Source organism: Streptomyces sp. SID10853 (assembly GCF_010548145.1).
Lineage (GTDB): Bacteria > Actinomycetota > Actinomycetes > Streptomycetales > Streptomycetaceae > Streptomyces.
Genome location: NZ_JAAGLN010000121.1, coordinates 1 through 20,472 on the forward strand (window position 1 = coordinate 1; position 20,472 = coordinate 20,472).

Genomic DNA, 20,472 nt, shown 5'->3' on the forward strand with positions numbered 1-20,472 from the left:
TGGGAGGGGCCGGCCGGCGGCGGCCCCTCAGCCGCGGGGCGGCGCGGTGCTGCTGCGGACCACGAGACGGGTCGCGAGATCGACCCGGGTGGTGGCGGGCCGGCGCCCGCGGCCGAGGTCGATCACCAGCCGGGCCGCGGTCTCGGCCATCTCGGTGAGGGGCTGGCGCACGGTGGTGAGCGGCGGTCCCACCCACCGGCTGACCGGCAGGTCGTCGAACCCGACGACGCTGAGGTCGTCCGGAATCCGCAGCCCCTTCTCCCGGGCGGCTTCGAAGACCCCGAGCGCCTGGAGGTCGTTGCCGGTGAACACCGCGGTGGGCGGGTCGGGCAGCCGCAGCAGATCCAGGCCCGCGGTGTAGCCGGCCTCGTGGTGGAAGTCCCCCTCGCGCACCAGCCGCGGGTCCACGGGCAGGCCCGCGGTCTCCAGCGCGGCGCGGTAGCCGTCGATCCGGGCGCGGCTGCACATCATGCCGGACGGGCCGCCGATGACGCCGATCCGCCGGTGCCCCAGCTCGATCAGGTGCCGGGTGGCGGCCAGCCCGCCCTGCCAGTTGGTGGTGCCGACCGACGGTACGTCGTCACCCGGGTCGCCCGCCGGATCGACCACCACGAACGGAATGTCCCGGCTGGTCAGCTGGGCCCGCTGGGCCGCGGTCAGATCGGAGAGGACGAGGATCACCCCGACCGGACGCCGGGCCAGCACACCGTCCACCCAGGTCTGGCCGGGCGTCAGCCGCCCCGCGCTCTCGGAGAGCACCAGACTCAGCCCGTCCTGTCGGGCGACGTTCTCCACGCCCCTGATGACCTCCATCGCCCAGGCGCTCTCCAGCTCGTGGAAGACCAGGTCGATCAGCCGGGGCTGCTGGGAGGCGCCGCGCTTGCGCCGGTAGCCGTGCTGGAGCAGCAGCTCCTCCACCCTGGTGCGGGTCGCGGGTGCCACATCGGCGCGCCCGTTCAGGACTTTCGAAACTGTCGGAGCGGACACCCCGGCAGCACGGGCGATCTCCGCCAGGGTGGCGCCTCCTTCCGGCTGGTCTCCGGCAGGCGTCTTCTCCTGGTGGGGCTGGATGTTCGCAGCGCTCATACAGCGATGGTAGCCCGCAGGAGCGCCCGTTCACGCGTCGGTCCCGGGCCGGGACACATCCCCGCCGACCCCTTGACCGGGCTGGGGCACGCCCGTACGGTTCCGGCAACATTCGTAGCGAGAGCCGAAACATTCGACAGAGGTGCGGTCATGGGATCGGGCATTCTCAGCAGTGGCACACGTTTCGCCAGATGGACCTCGGCAGGTGCCGCCATGGTGATGGCCGCCGTGCTGGCCGGCTGTGGATCGACCGGGGGCGGCGGCAGCAGCGGCACCATCACCGCTTATGTCTACGGCGACGACGCGGTGAAGGTTCAGAAGGCCGCCGTGGACAAGTTCAACAAGACCTCGCCCGTCAAGGTGAAGCTGGTGTCGATCCCCGGCAGCGACTACGTCAACAAGCTCCGCAGCGCGATGGGTTCACCCAGCGCCCCCGATGTCTTCTACAACTGGGGCGGCGGCTCCATCAAGCCGTACGTCGAGGCCGGGCAGCTGGTCGATCTCACCTCCACCGTCAAGAACGACGCCACGCTGAAGAAGGGCTTCCTGCCGTCCGTGGTGACCGCGGGCAGCCTCGACGGGAAGGTCTACGGGGTGCCCATGCGCGGTATGCAGCCCGTGATCCTCTTCTACAACAAGACGCTCTTCGCCGATAACCACCTCGGGGCGCCCCGTACCTGGGGCGACCTGCAGAAGGACATCACCACCTTCAAGGCCAAAGGCATCACTCCCTTCGCGCTCGGCGGCTCCGACCAGTGGCCCGAACTGATGTGGCTGGAGTATCTGCTGGACCGGATCGGCGGGCCGGGGGTCTTCCGCAAGATCCAGGGGGGTGACGCGGCGGCGTGGGGCGACCCGGCCGTGCTCAAGGCCGCCAGGACTGTCGAACAGCTCGTGAAAGAGGGCGCCTTCGGCTCGCACTTCACCACGGTCGACTACGGGAACGGCGGCGCCCCCACCCTGCTCAACAAGGGCAAGGCCGCCATGCATCTGATGGGCTCGTGGGAGTACTCGACACAGCTTGGCAAGGCGCCCGCCTTCGCGAAGAAGGACCTGGCCTGGACCGCCTTCCCGACGGTGTCCGGCGGTGTCGGCGACCCGGCCGACGTGGTGGGCAACCCCACCAACTACTGGTCGGTCAATTCGAGGACGAAGCACAAGGACACCGCGATCGCGTTCCTCAAGACCATGGCGTCGCAGGAGTACGCCAAGTCCCTGATCGACAACGGAGACGTCCCCACCACCTCCAACGCCGCCTCGCTGCTCGGCTCGTCACCCAGCCCGCAGTTCTCCACGTACCAGTACCAACTGGTCCAGAAGGCACCCAGTTTCACGCTCTCCTGGGACCAGGCGCTGGAGTCGCGGATCGCCTCGCCGCTGCTCACCGAGATCAGCAAGCTGTTCGCGGGGAAGTCCACGCCCGAGCAGTTCGTCTCCGCCATGAAGGCCGTCAAGTAGCGATGGACGACCTGACCGATCCCGACAGAACCAAGCCCGGCCCGACCGGGACCGACCCAACCGCGCCCGGTCCCGCCGAGCCCGGTCCGGCCGGCCCGGTGAGGAGGCCCGGCCGCGGGGCGGTGGCGGGCAGCGCCGCCGCCCGCCCGCACGTCGCCTGGGCCCTCCCCGGCATCGTCTTCTTCGCCCTCTTCGCGGTCGTCCCGCTGGCACTCGCCGTCGCTCTCTCGTTCTGCACATGGAACGGCCTCGACTCGCCCGCCCCGGCCGGCCTGGCCAACTGGACCCGGCTCCTCAAGGACCACGACTTCGGCCAGGCCGCACGGCTCAGCCTGCTGCTCACCACGATCAGCTGGGCCTTCCAGACCCCGGTGGCGCTGCTGCTGGGAGTCTGGGCCGCCGGCCGGCAGCGCAGCCGCGCGGTCCTCTCGGCCGTCTTCTTCGTGCCGCTGCTGCTCTCCACCACGGCCATCGCCATGCTCTTCCACGCCCTGCTCGACCCGAACTTCGGCGTGATCGAGGAGATCGGCCCCTGGATCGGGATCGACCCGGGTGTCCTCGGCTCCTCCACCGGCGCCCTGCTGACCGTGGCCTTCGTGGGCGGCTGGCAGTTCATGCCCTTCCACACCCTGATCTACCAGGGCGGCGCCCGGCAGATCCCCGAGGTCCTCTACCAGGCGGCGGCCATCGACGGCGCCGGAATGCTGCGGCAGTTCTTCCACATCACGCTGCCGCAGCTGCGGCACACCGTGACCACCTCGTCGGTGCTGATGATCGTGGGCTCGCTGACCTACTTCGACACCGTACTGATCATGACCAAGGGCGGGCCCGGCACCGATACGACCATCCTGCCGTATCTGATGTACCGCACCGGATTCCAGACGTACGACCTCGGCTACGCCGCCGCCATCGCCACCGCGCTGGTCGTGGTCGCCACCGCTCTGTCGCTGGTCCTGGTCCGCTTCAGCGGCTTCGGGTCCATGCGCTCCACCCGGGAAGGTATGTGACGCGATGCCGTCCGACACCCGCCGCACCGCGCCGCCCCTCACGCCCGCCGCCCCGCGGACAGCCGCCCCGCGCCGCGCGGCACGGTCCAGGGCCAACCCGCTGGCCGGTCTGGGTTCGCTGGTCTGGCTGGTCATCGTGGTCGTGCCGCTCTACACCCTGGTGTCCTCCTCGCTGATGCACCAGGACGAGGCGCTCAACGGCCACCCGCTCGCCTTCCCCGCCCACCCGACCCTCCACAACTACAACACCGTGCTGCACAGCGGCTTCCTCACCCTGCTGGGCAACACCGCGATCGTGGCGGTGAGCACCGTCGCCATCGTGCTGGTGCTCTCGGTTCCGGTGGCGTACGTCGCGGTACGCACCCGGAGCCGGCTCTCCTCGCTGGCGTTCCGGACGTTCCTGCTCGGTGTGGCGATCCCGGCGCAGGCCGTGATCGTGCCGCTGTACCTGCTGATCGGGAAGCTGGGGCTCTACGACACCCTGCCCGCCGTCATCCTGCCCACCGCGGCCTTCGCGATGCCGGTGGCTGTGCTGGTACTCAGCGGGACCATGCGCGACGTGTCCGACGAGCTGTACGAGGCCATGGCGCTCGACGGCGCGTCCCCGCTGCGGATGCTGTGGCAGCTGGCGGTGCCGCTCTCCAGGGCGGGCATCAGCACGGTGGCGATCTACTCCGCGCTCCAGGCGTGGAACGGCTTCCTCTTCCCGCTGATCCTCACCCAGTCCCCGGAGAACCGGGTACTGACCCTCGGTCTCTTCAACTTCATGTCCCAGTTCGGCGTCGACATCCCCGCCGTGCTCGCAGCGATCGTCCTCTCGGTGGTGCCCATCTTCGCGGTCTATCTGGTGGCCAGGCGTGCCCTGGTCAACGGCCTGATGGGGGTGGGCGGCAAGTAACACACGGACGCCGCCCCGCACCCCTGCCCCGTATCCCCGCCCTGCTGAGAGGACCCCGCACGATGGCCGCCCGCCCCGCTCCGCACGTCCCCGCGCCCGCCCCGCTGCCCGCCGCCGACGGCCCCTGGCGCGATCCCGCCCTCCCCCCGGGCGAGCGGGTGGCCGACCTCATCGCCCGGATGACCCTGGAGGAGAAGACGGCACAGCTGTACGGGATCTGGGTGGGCGCGGACGCCGACGGCGACGGGGTCGCCCCGCACCAGAACGACATGGTGGACCCGGTCGACTGGGCGAAGCTGACCGCTCGTGGCCTCGGCCAGCTCACCCGGCCCTTCGGTACGGCGCCGGTCGACCCGGGGGTGGGCGCGGTCGCACTGGCCCGCGCCCAGCAGCGGATCGCCGGGGCGGGCCGGTTCGGTGTCCCCGCGCTCGCCCACGAGGAGTGCCTGGCCGGATTCACCGCCTGGGGGGCCACCGCCTATCCGGTCCCGCTGGCCTGGGGAGCGGCCTGGAACCCGGAGCTGGTGACCGAGATGGCCCACCGGATCGGCTGCGACATGCGGTCGGTCGGCGTCCACCAGGGCCTGGCCCCCGTCCTGGACGTGGTACGCGATCTGCGCTGGGGCCGCGTCGAGGAGACCATCGGCGAGGACCCCTACCTGGTGGCCACCGTCGGAACGGCGTACGTCCGCGGCCTGGAATCCGCGGGAGTCGTCGCCACGCTCAAACACTTCGCCGGCTACTCGGCGTCGGCCGGGGCCCGCAACCTCTCCCCCGTACGGGCCGGTGCGCGGGAGCTGGCCGATGTCATCCTGCCGCCCTTCGAGCTGGCCGTACGGGAAGGCGGTGCCCGCTCGGTGATGCACTCCTACGCCGAGATCGACGGCGTACCGGCCGCGGCCGACCCCACCCTGCTCACCGGTCTGCTGCGCGACACCTGGGGGTTCGAGGGCACGGTGGTCGCCGACTACTTCGGCATCGGCTTCCTGGAGACCCTGCACCGCGTCGCCGCCGACCGCGCCGGTGCGGCGCGCCTCGCGCTCGGCGCCGGGGTCGATGTGGAGCTGCCCACCGTCCGCTCGTACGGGGATGTGCTGACCGGCGCCGTACGGGAAGGGGCAGTGCCGGAGGAGCTGGTGGACCGGGCGCTGCGCCGGGTGCTGCTCCAGAAGTGCGAACTGGGGCTCCTCGACCCGGGGTGGACTCCGCTGCCCACCGCACTCGAAGGGGTGGGGCCGGGTCAGGAACGCGGCCGCGTGGACCTCGATCCGCCGCGGAACCGGGCGCTGGCACGGCAGTTGGCCGAGCAGTCCTGCGTTCTGCTCGCCAACCCTGACGGTGTGCTGCCGCTGCGTGACGGCGGCAGGATCGCGGTGGTGGGGCCACGGGCCGACGACCCGCTGGCCATGCTCGGCTGCTACTCGTTCCCGAGCCATGTCGGGAGCGTCCACCCGGGAACGGCGCTGGGCATCGCCATCCCCACGCTGCTCGAGTCGCTGGGCGCCGAACTCCCCGGCGCCCGTCTCAGCCGCGCACCGGGGTGCGAGGTGGACGGGAGCGACACATCGGACATCGCAGCCGCCGCCGGACTCGCGCGCGCGGCGGACGTGTGTGTCGCGGTGCTGGGCGACCGGGCCGGGCTGTTCGGGCGAGGGACGTCGGGCGAGGGCTGCGACGCGGCCGACCTGTCCCTGCCCGGGGTGCAGAGCGAGCTGCTCGACGCGCTGCTCGCCACCGGAACACCGGTGGTCGTGGTGCTGCTGACGGGCCGCCCGTACGCGCTCGGCCGCTGGGCGGGCCAGCCCGCCGCCGTCGTGCAGGCCTTCTTCCCCGGTGAGGAGGGCGGCCCCGCGCTGGCCGGGGTGCTGTCCGGCCGGGTCAACCCCTCGGGCCGGCTCCCGGTCGGGGTGCCGTACGGGCCCGGCGGCCAGCCGTGGACGTATCTCCAGCCGCCACTGGGCCTGGCGGGCGCGGTCAGCAATCTCGATCCGACACCGCTGTACCCGTTCGGGCACGGGCTCTCGTACACCTCGTTCGCCTGGGGCCCGGTCGGTCCGGTCCCCGCCGAACTGCCCACGGACGGCTCGGCCGACATCGCGCTCACGGTGCGCAATACCGGGGACCGGGAGGGCGCCGAAGTGGTGCAGCTCTATCTCCACGACCCGGTCGCCCAGACCACCCGGCCCGATACGCGGCTCATCGGGTACGCCAGGGTGGCACTCGGAGCGGGAGAGTCCCGGCGTGTCCGCTTCCGCTTCCATGCCGATCTGGCCTCGTTCACCGGTGTGGGCGGACGGCGGATCGTCGAGCCCGGCGCACTCGACCTGCGCTTCGCGTCCTCCAGCGCGGCCCACGACATCCGGCACACGGTACGGCTGCTGCTCACCGGGCCCGAGCGTACGGTCGACCACCGCCGGGAACTGGTCTGCGAAACGGCCGTCGGCCCGGTGACGTGATCCTCCCCTGCCGTCCCGGAACCCCGCGGCCGGCCCCGCTTTCCGGCACAGCTCCCCGGCCCCGCACACCGCGTCCGCGGCCCGGGTGCGCGTGTGCTGAAATGCGGGGTGGCCGCGCCGGCCGGAGCGGTCGAGGGGAGAACAATGGAGTGGCAGTTCGACGGCGGCGTCGGCGCGACCCTGGAGACAGGGCTCGGGGACGTACGCCTCACCGCACGGTCCGCGCCCGCGGACCCGGGGATCACACTGGTGTGTTCCCCCGCGCGGGCAAGGGAGCTGGCCGCCGCCCTGCTGCGCGCGGCCGATGAGGCGGAGCGCGCACAGCCGGTGGAACGCGTCAGCGTCGCCGCGCGGGACCTGCGCCGCGGTGACGTCCGGGACAGCGACCGGTCCATGACGGTGGAGCGTGTCAGGGTCCTGGGCGAGACCGTCCAGGTCACCTGGCGGTCGGAGACCGGCCGCAGCTGGACCCAGGAGTACGCGGCGGGCACCGACATCGGCCTCCGGCGCCGCGCCTGAACCGCCCACCCCTGAGCCGCCTCACCCGGGCCTCACCCGGGCCTCACCGCGAGGCGAGCGCCCGCTCCCCGGCTTCCCGCATGGCGGCGAGCGGCGCGGGCGTACGGCCGGTCATCTGCTCGACCTGGAGCACCGCCTGATGCACCAGCAGATCGAGGCCGCCCACGACGGCCCCGCCGTGCGCCCCCCAGGCGGTGGCGAGCGGGGTCGGCCACGGCTCGTACAGCACGTCGAAGAGGGTGCCGGGCGCACCGGGAACGGCGGCGGCGAGCGCGTCGGTGGTACCGGCCGGCGTGGTCGCGACGACCAGCGGCGCTTCGAACGCCCCGGCGGCCTCCGCCCAGTCGGCCGTGCGGACGTCGACGCCCAGCCGTTCGCCCCAGCCCCGCATCTCCTGGGCACGGGCCGCACTGCGTACATAGGCGGTGACCGGGCCCGTACAGATGAGGGAGAGCGCCGCCAGCGCGGACGAGGCGGTGGCCCCCGCGCCGAGGACGGCGGCCGACTCCACCTTCTCGACCCCACGCTCGCGCATCGCCGCGATCATTCCCGGGATGTCGGTGTTGTCGCCCACCCGGCGCCCGTCGGCGGTGAACACCACAGTGTTGACCGCCTCCACCGACGCAGCCGTCGCGGTCACCTCGTCGAGCAGCGGGATGACGGCCCGTTTGAGCGGCATGGTGAGCGAGAGCCCGGCCCAGGACGCGTCGAGTCCCTCGACGAACGCGGGCAGGGCCGCCTCGTCCACCTCGAACCGGTCGTAGGACCAGGTGCCGAGACCGAGTTCCCGGTACGCGGCTCGGTGCAGGACAGGGGAGAGCGAGTGCGCGATGGGCGAGCCCAGAACGGCCGCCCTGCGGGCCTCAGCCACCGTTCTGGTTGTCATTGAACTGCTGCTTCAATTTCATGAACTCCGCATACGTCTTGGTGAATCCGGTCTGGTGCCCGTCGACCGACACGAAGTAGAGATAGCCGTCCTTCGTCGGGTTCAGGGCCGCAGCGAGTGCCTGGGGGCCCGGACTTCCGATAGGCCCGGGCGGAAGGCCCTTCTGCGTATAGGTGTTGTACGGATCCATGTTTTTGTGGATTTCCGCTTCACCAATATTGATCTTGCTCTGCCGCTTCAGATAATTGTAGGTCGAGTCGAACTGGAGCAGCTGATTGGTCTGCGTATTCTCGGGCTTGAGCCGGTTATAGATGACCTCCGCCATTCGGCGGAAGTCGTCCTGGGTCTTGCCCTCGGCCTGGACGAGGCTCGCCACCGTGACGACCTGGAACGGATCCTTGAGCCCCAGCCGTGTCGCCGCGGCTGCGAGGTTCTTGTCGCCGTACTCCTTGTCCGCCTGACCCACCATCTTCTTGAGCAGGTCCTCCGGCTTCATGCCCGTGGCGACGGGGTAACTCGCCGGGGCCAAAAAGCCCTCCAGCGGGTCCTTCAGGTCCTTGTGCCCCTTGGCCCAGCCGGGCAGACCCAGCTTCCCGGCCTGCGACTTGGCGACGCCCGCTGTGGTCCCGGCCTTCAGTTCGAGCCGCTTGTCGATGGCCGCGTACACCGTGGCGTTCCGCCAGCCGGGCGGGATGATGAGCTGGTTCAGACTGTTCGGGTCGACCATCGCGGTGACCGCGTTCGCCGCCGACATCCGCTGGTTGAGGCTGTACACGCCGGCCTGGAGCGACTTCCCCTTCGGGTTCTTCCCGGCCGCGGTGACGAACGCCTGGACGCTCTTGACGACGCCCTTCTCCTTCAGCAGCCGGCCGATCCCGCCGAGGCCCGTGCCCGTCGGAACCTCGACCTGGACCGGCGAGCTGCCGACGCCGGTGTAGTCCGGGGGCGGGGCGTAACGGGACTGGTAGAACTCGTAGCCCGCATAGCCGAGGCCGCCCAGGCCGCCGACCAGGACCAGCGAGACCGCGAAGCAGGCACAGCCCTTGCGGCGCTTGGGCTTTCCGGTCTTGCCCCGGCGGTCGCGGGTACCGTCACGTGTCTCGGCGGGGTCGTCGTCGTAGTCGTCGTCATCGCCACCGTCGAGAGGGCCGTCACCGCCGGTGAAGAAAGGATGCGTCTCCGGTTCGTGCGGGGGCTCGGGCTCCGCCTCGGCCGGCGGCTCCTGCTGCCATTCGTCCCGGCGGCCGGGGGGCTGTGGCGGCGGATAGGCGTCGGGCGTCCGGTAGAAGTCGGGGTTCTCGCCGTTGTGGTGCACCGGCTGCCCGGCGTACGGCGTATGCGGCTCGGCCCCGTACGCCACACCGGTCTGCTGCGCCGCGCCCTCCCAGCCGCCGTTCTGCTGCGGGTACGGATCCTGCGGATACGGGGGCTGCTGGTACGGGCTCTGCGCGTACTGCTGCTGGTACTGCTGGGCGTTCGGATTCTGCCCGTACGGCTGCTGGTTCTGGTCCTGCGGGTACGGCGGCTGGTTCCGGCCGTACTGGTCCTGGCCGTACTGCGCCTGGCCGTACTGGTCCTGCTGAGCGCCGTACTGGTTCGGGTCCACGCCGGTCTGCTGCGGGTACTGGCCCTGCTGCTGCGGGTACTGCTGCTGGTACGGGTCCTGCGGCGTGCTGTACACCGGGTTGCCGTACTGGTCGTACTGGGGCGCACCGGCGTACTGCTGCGCCTGGCCGTCGTACGGCGTCTGGCCGGAGGCGTCCTGCTGACCTCCCCATCCCTGGTCCCCGTACAACGGATCCTCGGGATGCCACGGTTCGGAGCCTGCGCCCCGGCCATACTCAGTCATCGGTCCCCTAGAGCCGCGAGGGGCCTCCGGACGGTCCGCCTCTAGTGCTGTGCGGCAGCTGTTCGAAACCGCCGCATCGCGCGGAACGCTACCGCATCGCGATCAGACAACCACTTCGACGCCCTCACCTGGAGCAACGCCTGACGCCCGTTCGGACTCCAGTGCATTCTGCAGGATGACGACAGCCGCCGCCTGGTCGATGACAGAACGACCCTTTCGGGACTTTACGCCTGAGGCCCGCAAACTCTGACTGGCCGTTACTGTGGTCATCCGCTCGTCGATCAATCGCACGGGAATGGGTGCAATGCCACGAGCGAGTTCCTGGGTGAATCCGCGCACTTTGACGGCCGCAGGGCCCTCTCCCCCATTCAGGGAACGGGGCAGGCCGACCAGGACCTCAATGGGTTCGTACTCGGCGACCAATTGCCTCAGCCGCCGGTGGGCGGCCGGGACGTCACGTCCCGGCACGGTCTCCACCGGCGTGGCGAGGACCCCGTCGGGGTCGCACGAGGCGACCCCGATCCGGGCGTCCCCGACATCGATCGCGAGCCGACGGCCACGTCGCATCAGGCGGTCTCTCCGACCAGGCGCTCGACGGCGGCCACGGCGTCACCGATGGCGTCCGGGTTCTGTCCGCCGCCCTGGGCGACGTCCGGCTTGCCGCCACCGCCGCCGCCGAGGGTCTTGGCGGCGGCCCTGACCAGCTCGCCCGCCTTGAGACCGCGGCCGCGGGCGGCCTCGTTGGTGGCGATGACCGTCAGCGGGCGGCCGTTGGCCGTGGTGAAGAGGGCCACCACCGCGGGGCGGTCGCCCTGGATGCGGCCCCGGACGTCGAGCACGAGCCTGCGCAGGTCGTCGGCGCCCGTGCCGTCGGGGACCTGGCCGGTCACCACGGCGACACCGCGTACGTCCTTGGCCCCGGCGGCGAGACCGGCGGCGGCCTGGAGGACCTTCTCCGCGCGGAACTTCTCGATCTCCTTCTCGGCGTCCCTGAGCTTCGAGAGCATCCCCGAGATCTTCTCGGGCAGCTCCTCGGAACGGCCCTTGACCAGCTCCTGGAGCTGGGCGACGACGGTGTGCTCCCTGGCCAGGAAGTTGTACGCGTCGACGCCGACCAGAGCCTCGATCCTGCGTACTCCGGAGCCGATCGAGGACTCACCGAGCAGCTTCACCAGGCCCAGCTGGGCGGTGTTGTGGACGTGCGTACCGCCGCACAGCTCCTTGGAGAAGTCGCCGATGGTGACGACCCGGACCCGCTCGCCGTACTTCTCGCCGAACTCGGCGATGGCGCCCTGCTTCTTGGCCTCGTCGATGGACATGACCTCGGCGTGGACGTCGAGTTCGTGCGAGAGGACGTCGTTGATCTTCTGCTCGACGTCCGTGAGGACCGTGCCGGGGACGGCGTTGGGCGAACCGAAGTCGAAGCGGAAGCGGCCCGGCGAGTTCTCCGAGCCGGCCTGCGCGGCCGTCGGGCCGAGAGCGTCGCGCAGCGCCTGGTGGGTGAGGTGGGTGGCGCTGTGGGCGCGGGCGATGGCCCGGCGGCGGCGCTGGTCGATGGCGGCGTAGGCGGCGGCGCCGACCGTCACCTCGCCCACCTGGACCGAGCCCTTGTGCACGGAGACCCCGGGGACCGGCTGCTGTACGTCGCGTACCTCCACGACGGCACCCGAGTCGAGCCTGATCCGGCCGGTGTCGGCGAGCTGGCCGCCGCCCTCGGCGTAGAACGGGGTCCGGTCGAGGACGATCTCGACCTCGTCGCCCTCGGTGGCGGCGGGCGACGGCACCCCGTCGACGAGCAGTCCGACGATGGTCGACTCGCCCTCGGTGGAGGTGTATCCGGTGAACTCGGTGGCGCCCGAGCTGTCGGCGACGGCGCGGTAGGCGGAGAGGTCGGCGTGGCCGGTCTTCTTGGACCTGGCGTCGGCCTTGGCACGCTCGCGCTGTTCCTGCATCAGCCGCCGGAAGCCGTCCTCGTCCACCGAGACGCCCTGCTCGGCGGCCATCTCCAGGGTGAGGTCGATCGGGAAGCCCCAGGTGTCATGGAGCAGGAACGCCTTGTCACCGGCGAGTACCCGGCCGCCGGCGGCCTTGGTCTCGCTGACGGCGGTGTCGAGGATGTTGGTGCCGGCCTTCAGCGTCTTGACGAAGGCGGCCTCCTCGGCGAGGGCGACGGTCTCGATGCGCTTGCGGTCGGTGATGAGCTCCGGGTACTGGCGGCCCATGGTGTTGATCACCACGTCGACCAGGTCGGCGACGACCGGTCCTGTGGCGCCCAGGAGCCGCATGTTGCGGATGGCCCGGCGCATGATGCGGCGCAGGACATAGCCGCGGCCCTCGTTGCCCGGGGTCACACCGTCGCCGATGAGCATCACGGACGTACGCATGTGGTCGGTGACGACCCGCAGCGAGACGTCGGAGCCCACGGCCTGGCCGTACCTGACGCCGGTCAGGTCGGTGGCCTTGTCGATGACGACCTGTGAGGTGTCGATCTCGTACAGGTTCGGCACGTCCTGGAGGATCATCGCCAGACGTTCCAGGCCGAGGCCGGTGTCGATGTTCCTGGACGGCAGGTCGCCGAGGATCGGGAAGTCCTCCTTCCCGTCTCCGGCGCCGCGCTCGTACTGCATGAAGACCAGGTTCCAGATCTCCACGTACCGCTCGTCGTTGACGGCGGGGCCGCCTTCGACGCCGAACTCCGGGCCGCGGTCGTAGTTGATCTCGGAGCACGGTCCGCAGGGGCCGGGGACGCCCATGGACCAGAAGTTGTCCTTCTTGCCCAGCCGCTGGATGCGCTCGGCCGGCACGCCGATCTTCTCGCGCCAGATCTGCTCGGCCTCGTCGTCGTCCAGGTAGACCGTGATCCAGAGCTTCTCCGGCTCAAGACCGTAGCCACCGTCAGCCACGGAGCTGGTGAGCAGCTCCCAGGCGTACGCGATGGCGCCTTCCTTGAAGTAGTCGCCGAACGAGAAGTTCCCGCACATCTGGAAGAACGTGCCGTGCCGGGTGGTCTTGCCGACCTCTTCGATGTCCGGGGTGCGCACGCACTTCTGCACGCTGGTGGCGCGCGGGGCGGGCGGCTTGGCCTCGCCGAGGAAGTACGGCTTGAACGGGACCATGCCCGCGGGCACGAGCAGCAGAGTCGGGTCGTCCGCGATGAGCGACGCCGAAGGGACGACGGTGTGCCCGCGCTCCTCGAAGAAGCTCAGCCAGCGGCGGCGAATTTCAGCCGACTCCATCAGTGGTCCTCATTCCGGTTGTGCGAATGCGTGATGTGTTCGATGGCGGCGAGACGCCGCCGCGCGGGTAGTTCGGCCGGTGCGGGCTGCGCGTCGATACCGAGCGCCTCCCCCAGCTCCGCCTCGCGCTGGACCATGCCGGCCCGCACGTCGACGGCGAAGTCCTTCAGCCGGTGGCCCGCGTCGACGGCCTTGTTCGCCGCCTGCGCCGCGAGGCTCTCGGGGCTCAGCTGCTTGATCTTGCGGTTGACCTTGGTGGTGGCCCACACACCGGCTGCGGCGCCGGTGGCGAACCAGAACGTACGGCGGAACATTGCAGCGTCAGCCCTTCCGCTTCCTACGCCGTGCGGCCGGCACCGTGCGGCCGACGATCACCGGGCGGCCGGCCCGCTCCGGCTCCCCTTCGGCCTTGCGGCCGAGCGCCCGGCGGACGCCGTAGCCGAAGGCCGCGACCTTCACCAGCGGTCCGCCGAAGGTCGATGCGACGGTCGTGGAGAGCGCCGACGCATTGGAGGTGACCTCCTGGACGTCGGTCGCGATGGCGTCGACCCGCTCCAGCTGGGTCTGTGCCGACCTGACGGCCGTGGAGGCGTCGGCGAGCAGCGGCACGGCCTGGTCCGTCACGTCCGCCACCAGCTTGGTGGTCGTCCTGAGCGTCTGGGCCAGCCTCACCAGCACCACGGCGAGGAAGGAGACCAGGATCGCCCAGAAGACGGCCACCAGGATGCCGGCCACCTCTCCACCGGACACGTTGCACCGCTCTCTGGGTCGTCGGAAGTCACGTCATTGGTCACGTCGATTGTGGTTTCCGAGCCTATCGCGCCGGGACTGCGCCCCTGTACCGGATATCCGCTGTGCGCGCCGGGGATTCCGGCAGCGGATTGTACGTAGTGCGCACCTCCACGTACTCTCCGTGTTCTATGCGACGCGACTCGACCGGCCATCGGACCGCCCCCGGCAGCTTTCCCGCGGAGCTCAACCGGTTCGTGGGGCGCAGAACCGAGGCCGCCGAGCTGGGCAGACTGATCGGCTCGTCCCGGCTGGTCACGGTGGTCGGAGTCGGCGGTGTGGGTAAGACACGGCTGGCGACGCATGTGGCCGGAACCCTGCAGGAACGGTTCTGCGACGGCGTGCGGCTGGCCGAGCTGTCCGCCCTGCGCGACCCGGAGCTGATCGAGCACACCCTGGTCGAGGCCCTGGGGCTCACCGACCACACGAGCAGGCCGCCGCGCGAGGTGCTGACCCGCCATCTCGCCGGGCGTGAGCTGCTGTTCGTGGTGGACGGCTTCGAATTCCTGGTCGACGCGTGTGCCGAACTGCTCCTCGATCTGCTGCGCGGCGCCCCGGGGCTGCGGGTGATCGCGGTCGGCAGGCGGCCCCTGGAGATCGAGGGCGAGCTGACCCTCCCGCTGGCGCCGATGCGGGACCGTGACGCCGTACGGCTCTTCACCGACCGGGTCTCAGCGGTCCGGCCCGGAATGCGGTTCGCCCAGGAGGACGGGGCCCGGGTGGCGGAGGTGTGCCGGCGACTGGACGGGATCCCGCTCGCACTGGAGCTGGCGGCGGGACGGATGCGGGCCCTGTCGGTCGAGCAGCTGCTGGCCCGGCTCGACGACCGGTTCCGGCTGCTGACCGGGGGCGGCAGGGGCGTGCCACCGCGCCACCGGACGCTCCGCACGGCGATCGGCTGGAGCCACGAACTGTGCACTCCGGAACAGCGGTTGCTCTGGGCCCGGCTCTCGGTGTTCCCCGGGCAGTTCGACCTGGAGGCGGCCGAGTACATCTGCGGCGGCCCCGAGCTGCCCTCCGACAGCGTCCTGGAGGTGCTGGAGGAACTGCTCGCACAGTCCTTGCTGGTACGGGAGGACACTCCGGCGGGCGTCCGCTACCGGATGCTCGACACGATCCGGGACTACGGGGCGCGGTGGCTGACCGCCACCGAGGACACCGAGCGGCTCGGACGGCGCCACCGCGACTGGTTCCTCGGACTGGCCACCTGGTGCGAGCTGGACTGGTTCAGCCCCAGGCAGGCCGGGATCGCGGCCCGGCTGGACGGTGAACTGCCCAACCTGCGGGGCGCGTTGGAGTTCTCCCTGGAGCACCGCGAGGACGTCCATCTGGCCCAGTACCTGGCGGGGACGCTGTGGTTCTACTGGGTGGGCTGCGGGCGCCTCGCCGAAGGGCGGCACTGGCTGGACCATGTGCTGCGGGCGGAGGGCGGGCACGACGGCGCGCGGCTCAAGGCGCTCTGGGTGCTGGGATATGTGGCGGTGCTGCAGGGGGACTCGGTGGCCGCGGTGGCCGCCCTCCAGGAGTGCCACGAGGCGGCCCAGCACACCGGTGACGCGCTGGCGGCCGCGTACGCCCTGCACAGGACCGGCTGTCTGGCGCTGGTCACCGATGACATGCCGCGCGCGGAGGAACTGCTGCGCGAGGCGGTCGGGCAGTACCGGGACCTGGGTGAGCTCAACAGCAACGTCCTGATGGGGCAGGTCGAGCTGGCGATGGCGGTGTGCTTCCGGGGGCGGCTCGCGGAGGCGGCCGCCATCTGCGACGACGTCGTGGCGGTCTGCGAGGACCACGGCGAGCTCTGGGCGCGGGCGTACGCGCTCTATGTACTGGCCTTCGAAGCCTGGTCGGACGGCAGGCCGACGCGCGCCCGTGAGCTGCTGTCCGACTGCCTGACCACCAGCCACGCCTTCCACGACCAGCTGGGCACCGTGCTCGCGCTGGAGCTGATGGCGCTGCTCACCCTGGAGCGCGGCGAGGCCACGGAGGCCGCGCTGCTGCAGGGGGCGGCCGGGCGGCTCTGGGCGTCGGTGGGGCTGCCGCTCTTCGGCTCGGCGTACTACAGCACGCCGCATCAGCGGTGCGAGGAGGGGGCCCGCCGGAAGCTGGGGCGCGAGGTCTACGAGAGCTTCCTGGCGCGGGGGGCGCGGCTGGGCCGGGATGCCGCCGTGGAGCGTGCGCTGCACGGCCCCGCGGCACGCGAAGACCCGCCGCCCCCTGCTCCGCGAGGAGCGAGGGAACGACGGGCCGAAGCGGTGAAGCGCGAGGTACGTCCGGATCAGCGGGCGTAGTACTCGACGACCAGCTGCTCGTCGCAGATGACCGGGATTTCCTTGCGGTTCGGGTCGCGGTCCAGGCGGAAGGCCAGGGCCTTCAGGTTCACCTGGAGGTAGCGCGGGGTCTCGCCCTCGGTGTCGTAGCCACCCTCACGGGCGACCTGGAAGGGGACCTTCTCGCGGCTGCGCTCGCGGACCATCACGACGTCGTCGGGACGGACGCGGAACGACGGCTTGTCGACCTTGCCACCGTTGACCTGGATGTGGCCGTGGACGACCATCTGGCGGGCCTGGTAGATGGTCCGGGCGATGCCCGAACGCAGGACCAGGGCGTCGAGACGGCGCTCGAGCTCGACGACGAGCGCCTCGCCCGTCTTGCCCTCGGCCTTCTTGGCGCGGTCGTAGGCGCGGGCCATCTGGCGCTCGCTGATGTCGTACTGGGCGCGCAGACGCTGCTTCTCGAGCAGACGGACCTTGTAGTCCGAGTTCTGCTTGCGGCCACGGCCGTGCTCGCCCGGCGGGTACGGACGGGCCTCGAAGTACTTGACAGCCTTCGGCGTCAGCGCGATACCGAGCGCGCGTGACTTCTTGACCTTGGGACGCGACTGGTTAGGCACGTTCTCCAAACCTCCATGGTTGGGTTAGGTTAGGCTCACCTTACTCAAGGAGATCGTATGTCTCGTCCGGGGAACACCAGTCACATCACGGACAGCACAAAGAAGGCCGACGCTCTGGGCGTCGACGCGACGGAGGTCCGATCAGATCGTGGTCAGCCGCGTCCCAGCGGACTTGAAACCGCCCGGATGCCGTCAGCAGCCGAGCGCACACGAACTCTCGTACAGAGTACCTGCTCCGCGGTACTGCTGGTGACCGGGGTCGAAGCGGCCCTCACCGACCAGCTGGTCCCGCTCGCCCGCAGCACAGGACCCGACGGGGAGCTGTACCTGGTCTTCCCCGCCGCGTCACCGGCCGTCCGGGCGGCGACCCACGCCCAGGACGACGAACTGGCCGCGGTGCTGGAGATCACGGACGTCGCCCCGGTCTCGGTGCCCCACCGCATCCGGGGGCGGGCCCGGGTCTCCGGCTGGCTCACCTCCGTACCCGGCATGGCGGCCCCGGGCCACATGATGCTGCGGCTCGAGGTCGGGGAGGTGTACGTGGACGACCTCTGGGGGTGCGGGAGCGCGGACCCCGAGGAGTTCGCCGAAGCGGTGGCCGATCCGCTGGTCGGCCATGAGGCCGAGCTGCTCCAGCATCTGCACTCCGCCCACGGCGACCAGGTGAGCGGGCTGTCCGGGCTGCTCGGCGACCGGGTCCCGGACGGAACGGCGGCGGTGCCGCTGGCGCTGGACCGGTTCGGGCTCCGGGTGCGGTTCACCGGGACGCGCTGCTTCGACGCGCGCTTCGACTTCTCCGAGCCGGTGAGTGAGGTGACCGGACTGCACCGGGCCATGCACGCGCTCTTCGACGCGGCGGCCGGGTGAGACCGCCGGCGCCGTGAGCCACGGGACACGCCGTCGGACAGGGGCCGGACGGCGCCGGGTGCGCGCCCCCCGCCGTCCGTCACTGACGCCCCTCCGCGCCGTCCGTCACTGGCGCCCGTCCGCGCCGTCCGTCACTGGCGCCCGTCCGCGCCCTCGCCCGACAGCCGCTCCCGCACCTTCTCGACCACATCCGCGTAACGCGCCTCGGCGCCGTACCGGGTGGGCTCGTAGTACCGCTTGCCCCGCACGGAGTCCGGGGCGTACTGCTGGGCGGCGATGGCGCCCGGGACATCGTGCGGATACACATAGCCCTGGGCGTGGCCGAGCTTGGCCGCGCCCTTGTAGTGGCCGTCGCGCAGATGCGCCGGGACCGGCCCGACGAGGCCCGCGCGCACATCGGCACGGGCGGCGGAGATCGCGGTCGTCGCGGCGTTCGACTTCGGGGCCAGCGCCAGCGCGATCGTGGCGTGGCTGAGGGTGAGCGCGGCCTCCGGGAAACCGATCAGCGCGACCGCCTGGGCGGCGGCGACCGCTGTCGGCAGCGCTGTGGGGTCGGCGAGGCCGATGTCCTCACTGGCCGAGATCATCAGCCGTCTGGCGATGAACCTCGGGTCCTCCCCCGCTTCGATCATGCGGGCCAGATAGTGCAGAGCCGCGTCCACGTCGGAGCCGCGGATCGACTTGATCAGGGCGCTCGCCACGTCGTAGTGCTGGTCGCCGTCGCGGTCGTAGGCCACCGCCGCGCGGTCGACCGTCTCCTCCAGCGTTCCGAGTGTGATCTGCGGTTCGGACTTGGCCATGGCCGCGCCGGCCGCCGCTTCGAGCGCGGTCAGAGCGCGGCGCGCGTCACCGCCGGCGATCCGCAGCAGATGCGCCTCGGCATCGGGCGCCAGCGTGACGGCGCCACCGAGCCCGCGCTCCTCGGTGAGCGCCCGGTGCAGCAGCGACCGCAGGTCGTCGTCGGTGAGCGATTCGAGCGTGAGCAGCAGGGACCGGGAGAGCAGCGGCGAGATGATCGAGAAATACGGATTCTCGGTGGTCGCGGCGACGAGCGTGACCCAGCGGTTCTCCACGGCGGGGAGCAGGGAGTCCTGCTGGGCCTTGCTGAAGCGGTGGATCTCGTCGAGGAAGAGGACGGTCTCCTTGCCGTATCCCCCCGACGCCCTGCGCGCGCCGTCGATGACGGCGCGCACTTCCTTGACGCCCGCCGTGATGGCGGAGAGCTCGACGAACCGCTTGCGGGTGGCCTGGCTCACGACATAGGCGAGCGTCGTCTTGCCGATGCCGGGCGGACCCCAGAGCAGCACGGACGAGGGCCCGGCAGGCCCGCCGCCGGACTCGCCGACGAGCCGGCGCAGCGGTGAGCCCTGCTTGAGCAGATGCTGCTGGCCCACCACCTCGTCCAGGGTGCGCGGGCGCATCCGTACAGCGAGCGGGCTGCTGGACGGGTCCTTCTCCTGGCGGTCTTCGGCCGCGGCGGTGAACAGATCGGGTTCCACGTACAAAACCCTATGTCACCCCACTGACAACGCCGCCGGGGCAGCTCGCGAGCGGGCCTCTGCCGGCCCGTCCACGAACTGCCCCGGCGGGATGAATCAGTGCGCGCCGGTCCAGAAGTCCCACCAGCGGGTGAGGATCAGCATGCCGATGATTCCGATGTGCACGACGGGCAGCACCCAGGTGAACTCACCGAAGAAGCTCCGCAGCCAGCCCGGGGCGGGCAGCAGGCCGTGCCGGATGTTGTGCGAGGTGACGTACCAGAAGAGGGTGATCGTGCCCACCCAGGCCAGGCAGCACCAGAGGCAGAGCGAGTTGATGTTGTACAGGGACTGGTACTGGAGCCAGGTGACGAAGCCGACGCCGAAGAGGCAGCCGGCGTTGAACGTCAGCCAGTACCAGCGGCTGTGGCGCCCGCCCGCGATCAGGCTCATCCCGACGCCGATCACGACCGCGTAAGTGGCCAGTCCGAGCATCGGATTGGGGAAGCCGAAGACCGATGCCTGCGCGCTCTTCATCACGTTGCCGCAGGACACCACCGGGTTGAGGCTGCAGCCCGGGGTGAAGTTCGGGTCCTTCAGGAGCTTGAACTCGTCGAGCGTGATGAACCACGCCGCGACCAGCCCGGCCGCTCCGGTGATCACCAGAAGCCAGCCGAAGGCACGGCTCGCGCCGGTCTTCCCGTCCTGCTGCGCGGACACGTCGTCGTCAACCACTGTCGTCGTCATCATGCCGATCCATCGCTCCTGTGGCCTGTGGGCAGGCTCATTGTGCCGCACCGCAAGGGGTCCGCACTGTTCGATGGAGATAAGGATGTGCGAACCCTTCGGACGGCGGCCCGCCCGCCGGGACTGTCGGCGGTCCTTCGGCGGTGGACGACCGACAGCCCCGGCGGCGTCCCGGATGCGGCGGCGCCGACTTGGCAGACCTGCTGCGACCTGCGCATTCGGTGCGGCGCATACCGCGGGTGCCGAGGGCGCGGAAGGGCCTGCGGGGGCCGGGCGCCGGGGACGCCGCAGGCCGTGGCTCCC

Annotated in this window: 17 protein-coding genes; 7 read left to right on the forward strand and 10 right to left on the reverse strand. The window is 70.9% G+C overall.

The genetic code is table 11. From position 1 onward, the window contains the following. Window positions 1–27 precede the first annotated feature (27 nt). Window positions 28–1,086, reverse strand: a complete 1,059-nt coding sequence (locus tag G3I19_RS21835) for a LacI family DNA-binding transcriptional regulator (RefSeq protein WP_164265368.1) — start codon at window positions 1,084–1,086, stop codon at window positions 28–30. Window positions 1,087–1,299: 213 nt separating this feature from the next. On the opposite strand from G3I19_RS21835, the gene G3I19_RS21840 reads away from it, so the two are divergent. From G3I19_RS21840 to G3I19_RS21860, 5 genes are all read left to right on the forward strand, one after another. Next, a complete protein-coding gene (locus G3I19_RS21840) occupies window positions 1,300–2,544 on the forward strand; it encodes an extracellular solute-binding protein (RefSeq protein ID WP_239074663.1) in 1,245 nt (414 codons plus the stop codon). A gap of 2 nt (window positions 2,545–2,546) precedes the next feature. Further along, the gene (locus G3I19_RS21845) at window positions 2,547–3,551 is read left to right on the forward strand and encodes a sugar ABC transporter permease (protein ID WP_164265370.1); all 1,005 of its coding nucleotides are present in this window, start codon (window positions 2,547–2,549) and stop codon (window positions 3,549–3,551) included. A gap of 4 nt (window positions 3,552–3,555) precedes the next feature. Further along, entirely contained in the window at window positions 3,556–4,449 is an 894-nt protein-coding gene (locus G3I19_RS21850) for a carbohydrate ABC transporter permease (RefSeq protein ID WP_164265371.1), read from the forward strand. 62 nt (window positions 4,450–4,511) lie between these two features. Then, complete coding sequence (locus G3I19_RS21855; RefSeq protein ID WP_164265372.1) at window positions 4,512–6,905, forward strand: glycoside hydrolase family 3 N-terminal domain-containing protein; 2,394 nt, start codon at window positions 4,512–4,514, stop codon at window positions 6,903–6,905. Between the two features lie 144 nt (window positions 6,906–7,049). Further along, on the forward strand, window positions 7,050–7,424 hold the full coding sequence (locus G3I19_RS21860; protein WP_164265373.1) for a hypothetical protein: 375 nt from the start codon (window positions 7,050–7,052) through the stop codon (window positions 7,422–7,424). Between the two features lie 43 nt (window positions 7,425–7,467). On the opposite strand, the gene G3I19_RS21865 is transcribed toward G3I19_RS21860, so the two are convergent. The 6 genes from G3I19_RS21865 to G3I19_RS21890 form a co-directional block, all read right to left on the reverse strand. Further along, on the reverse strand, window positions 7,468–8,295 hold the full coding sequence (locus G3I19_RS21865; protein ID WP_164265383.1) for a shikimate dehydrogenase: 828 nt from the start codon (window positions 8,293–8,295) through the stop codon (window positions 7,468–7,470). Next, window positions 8,288–10,159: an endolytic transglycosylase MltG gene (mltG, locus tag G3I19_RS21870; RefSeq protein WP_164265374.1), complete on the reverse strand. Its 1,872-nt coding sequence runs from the start codon at window positions 10,157–10,159 to the stop codon at window positions 8,288–8,290. Before mltG ends, G3I19_RS21865 begins: the two co-directional genes overlap by 8 nt. 102 nt (window positions 10,160–10,261) lie before the next feature. Next, on the reverse strand, window positions 10,262–10,726 hold the full coding sequence (gene ruvX, locus G3I19_RS21875) for a Holliday junction resolvase RuvX (protein WP_164265375.1): 465 nt from the start codon (window positions 10,724–10,726) through the stop codon (window positions 10,262–10,264). Further along, window positions 10,726–13,395 (reverse strand): alanine--tRNA ligase, encoded by a 2,670-nt coding sequence (gene alaS / locus G3I19_RS21880; RefSeq protein ID WP_164265376.1) that lies wholly within the window; start codon window positions 13,393–13,395, stop codon window positions 10,726–10,728. Before alaS ends, ruvX begins: the two co-directional genes overlap by 1 nt. Further along, complete coding sequence (locus tag G3I19_RS21885) at window positions 13,395–13,709, reverse strand: hypothetical protein (protein WP_164265377.1); 315 nt, start codon at window positions 13,707–13,709, stop codon at window positions 13,395–13,397. The genes alaS and G3I19_RS21885 overlap by 1 nt, the downstream gene beginning before the upstream one ends. A 7-nt stretch (window positions 13,710–13,716) precedes the next feature. Further along, a complete protein-coding gene (locus tag G3I19_RS21890; RefSeq protein WP_164265378.1) occupies window positions 13,717–14,145 on the reverse strand; it encodes a DUF948 domain-containing protein in 429 nt (142 codons plus the stop codon). A gap of 170 nt (window positions 14,146–14,315) precedes the next feature. Between G3I19_RS21890 and G3I19_RS21895 the strand changes: the two genes are divergently transcribed. After that, entirely contained in the window at window positions 14,316–16,475 is a 2,160-nt protein-coding gene (locus G3I19_RS21895) for an AAA family ATPase (RefSeq protein WP_164265379.1), read from the forward strand. Here G3I19_RS21895 and rpsD read toward each other — a convergent pair. After that, window positions 16,463–17,077 (reverse strand): 30S ribosomal protein S4, encoded by a 615-nt coding sequence (rpsD, locus tag G3I19_RS21900; RefSeq protein ID WP_164265384.1) that lies wholly within the window; start codon window positions 17,075–17,077, stop codon window positions 16,463–16,465. The genes G3I19_RS21895 and rpsD overlap by 13 nt on opposite strands. Before the next feature lie 186 nt (window positions 17,078–17,263). Between rpsD and G3I19_RS21905 the strand changes: the two genes are divergently transcribed. Next, on the forward strand, window positions 17,264–17,944 hold the full coding sequence (locus tag G3I19_RS21905) for a DUF2470 domain-containing protein (RefSeq protein ID WP_164265380.1): 681 nt from the start codon (window positions 17,264–17,266) through the stop codon (window positions 17,942–17,944). 131 nt (window positions 17,945–18,075) lie between these two features. Here G3I19_RS21905 and G3I19_RS21910 read toward each other — a convergent pair whose 3' ends face one another. Continuing rightward, window positions 18,076–19,443: a replication-associated recombination protein A gene (locus G3I19_RS21910; protein WP_164265381.1), complete on the reverse strand. Its 1,368-nt coding sequence runs from the start codon at window positions 19,441–19,443 to the stop codon at window positions 18,076–18,078. 96 nt (window positions 19,444–19,539) lie between these two features. Next, window positions 19,540–20,169, reverse strand: a complete 630-nt coding sequence (locus G3I19_RS21915; RefSeq protein WP_164265382.1) for a vitamin K epoxide reductase family protein — start codon at window positions 20,167–20,169, stop codon at window positions 19,540–19,542. Window positions 20,170–20,472: the final 303 nt, after the last annotated feature.

Coding starts and splice junctions, on each gene's coding strand:
- G3I19_RS21835 (WP_164265368.1), bottom strand. CDS start 1,086: ATGAGCGCTGCGAACATCCAGCCCCACCAGGAGAAGACGCCTGCCGGA.
- G3I19_RS21840 (WP_239074663.1), top strand. CDS start 1,300: ATGGTGATGGCCGCCGTGCTGGCCGGCTGTGGATCGACCGGGGGCGGC.
- G3I19_RS21845 (WP_164265370.1), top strand. CDS start 2,547: ATGGACGACCTGACCGATCCCGACAGAACCAAGCCCGGCCCGACCGGG.
- G3I19_RS21850 (WP_164265371.1), top strand. CDS start 3,556: ATGCCGTCCGACACCCGCCGCACCGCGCCGCCCCTCACGCCCGCCGCC.
- G3I19_RS21855 (WP_164265372.1), top strand. CDS start 4,512: ATGGCCGCCCGCCCCGCTCCGCACGTCCCCGCGCCCGCCCCGCTGCCC.
- G3I19_RS21860 (WP_164265373.1), top strand. CDS start 7,050: ATGGAGTGGCAGTTCGACGGCGGCGTCGGCGCGACCCTGGAGACAGGG.
- mltG (WP_164265374.1), bottom strand. CDS start 10,159: ATGACTGAGTATGGCCGGGGCGCAGGCTCCGAACCGTGGCATCCCGAG.
- ruvX (WP_164265375.1), bottom strand. CDS start 10,726: ATGCGACGTGGCCGTCGGCTCGCGATCGATGTCGGGGACGCCCGGATC.
- alaS (WP_164265376.1), bottom strand. CDS start 13,395: ATGGAGTCGGCTGAAATTCGCCGCCGCTGGCTGAGCTTCTTCGAGGAG.
- G3I19_RS21885 (WP_164265377.1), bottom strand. CDS start 13,709: ATGTTCCGCCGTACGTTCTGGTTCGCCACCGGCGCCGCAGCCGGTGTG.
- G3I19_RS21895 (WP_164265379.1), top strand. CDS start 14,316: ATGCGACGCGACTCGACCGGCCATCGGACCGCCCCCGGCAGCTTTCCC.
- G3I19_RS21905 (WP_164265380.1), top strand. CDS start 17,264: ATGCCGTCAGCAGCCGAGCGCACACGAACTCTCGTACAGAGTACCTGC.
- G3I19_RS21915 (WP_164265382.1), bottom strand. CDS start 20,169: ATGACGACGACAGTGGTTGACGACGACGTGTCCGCGCAGCAGGACGGG.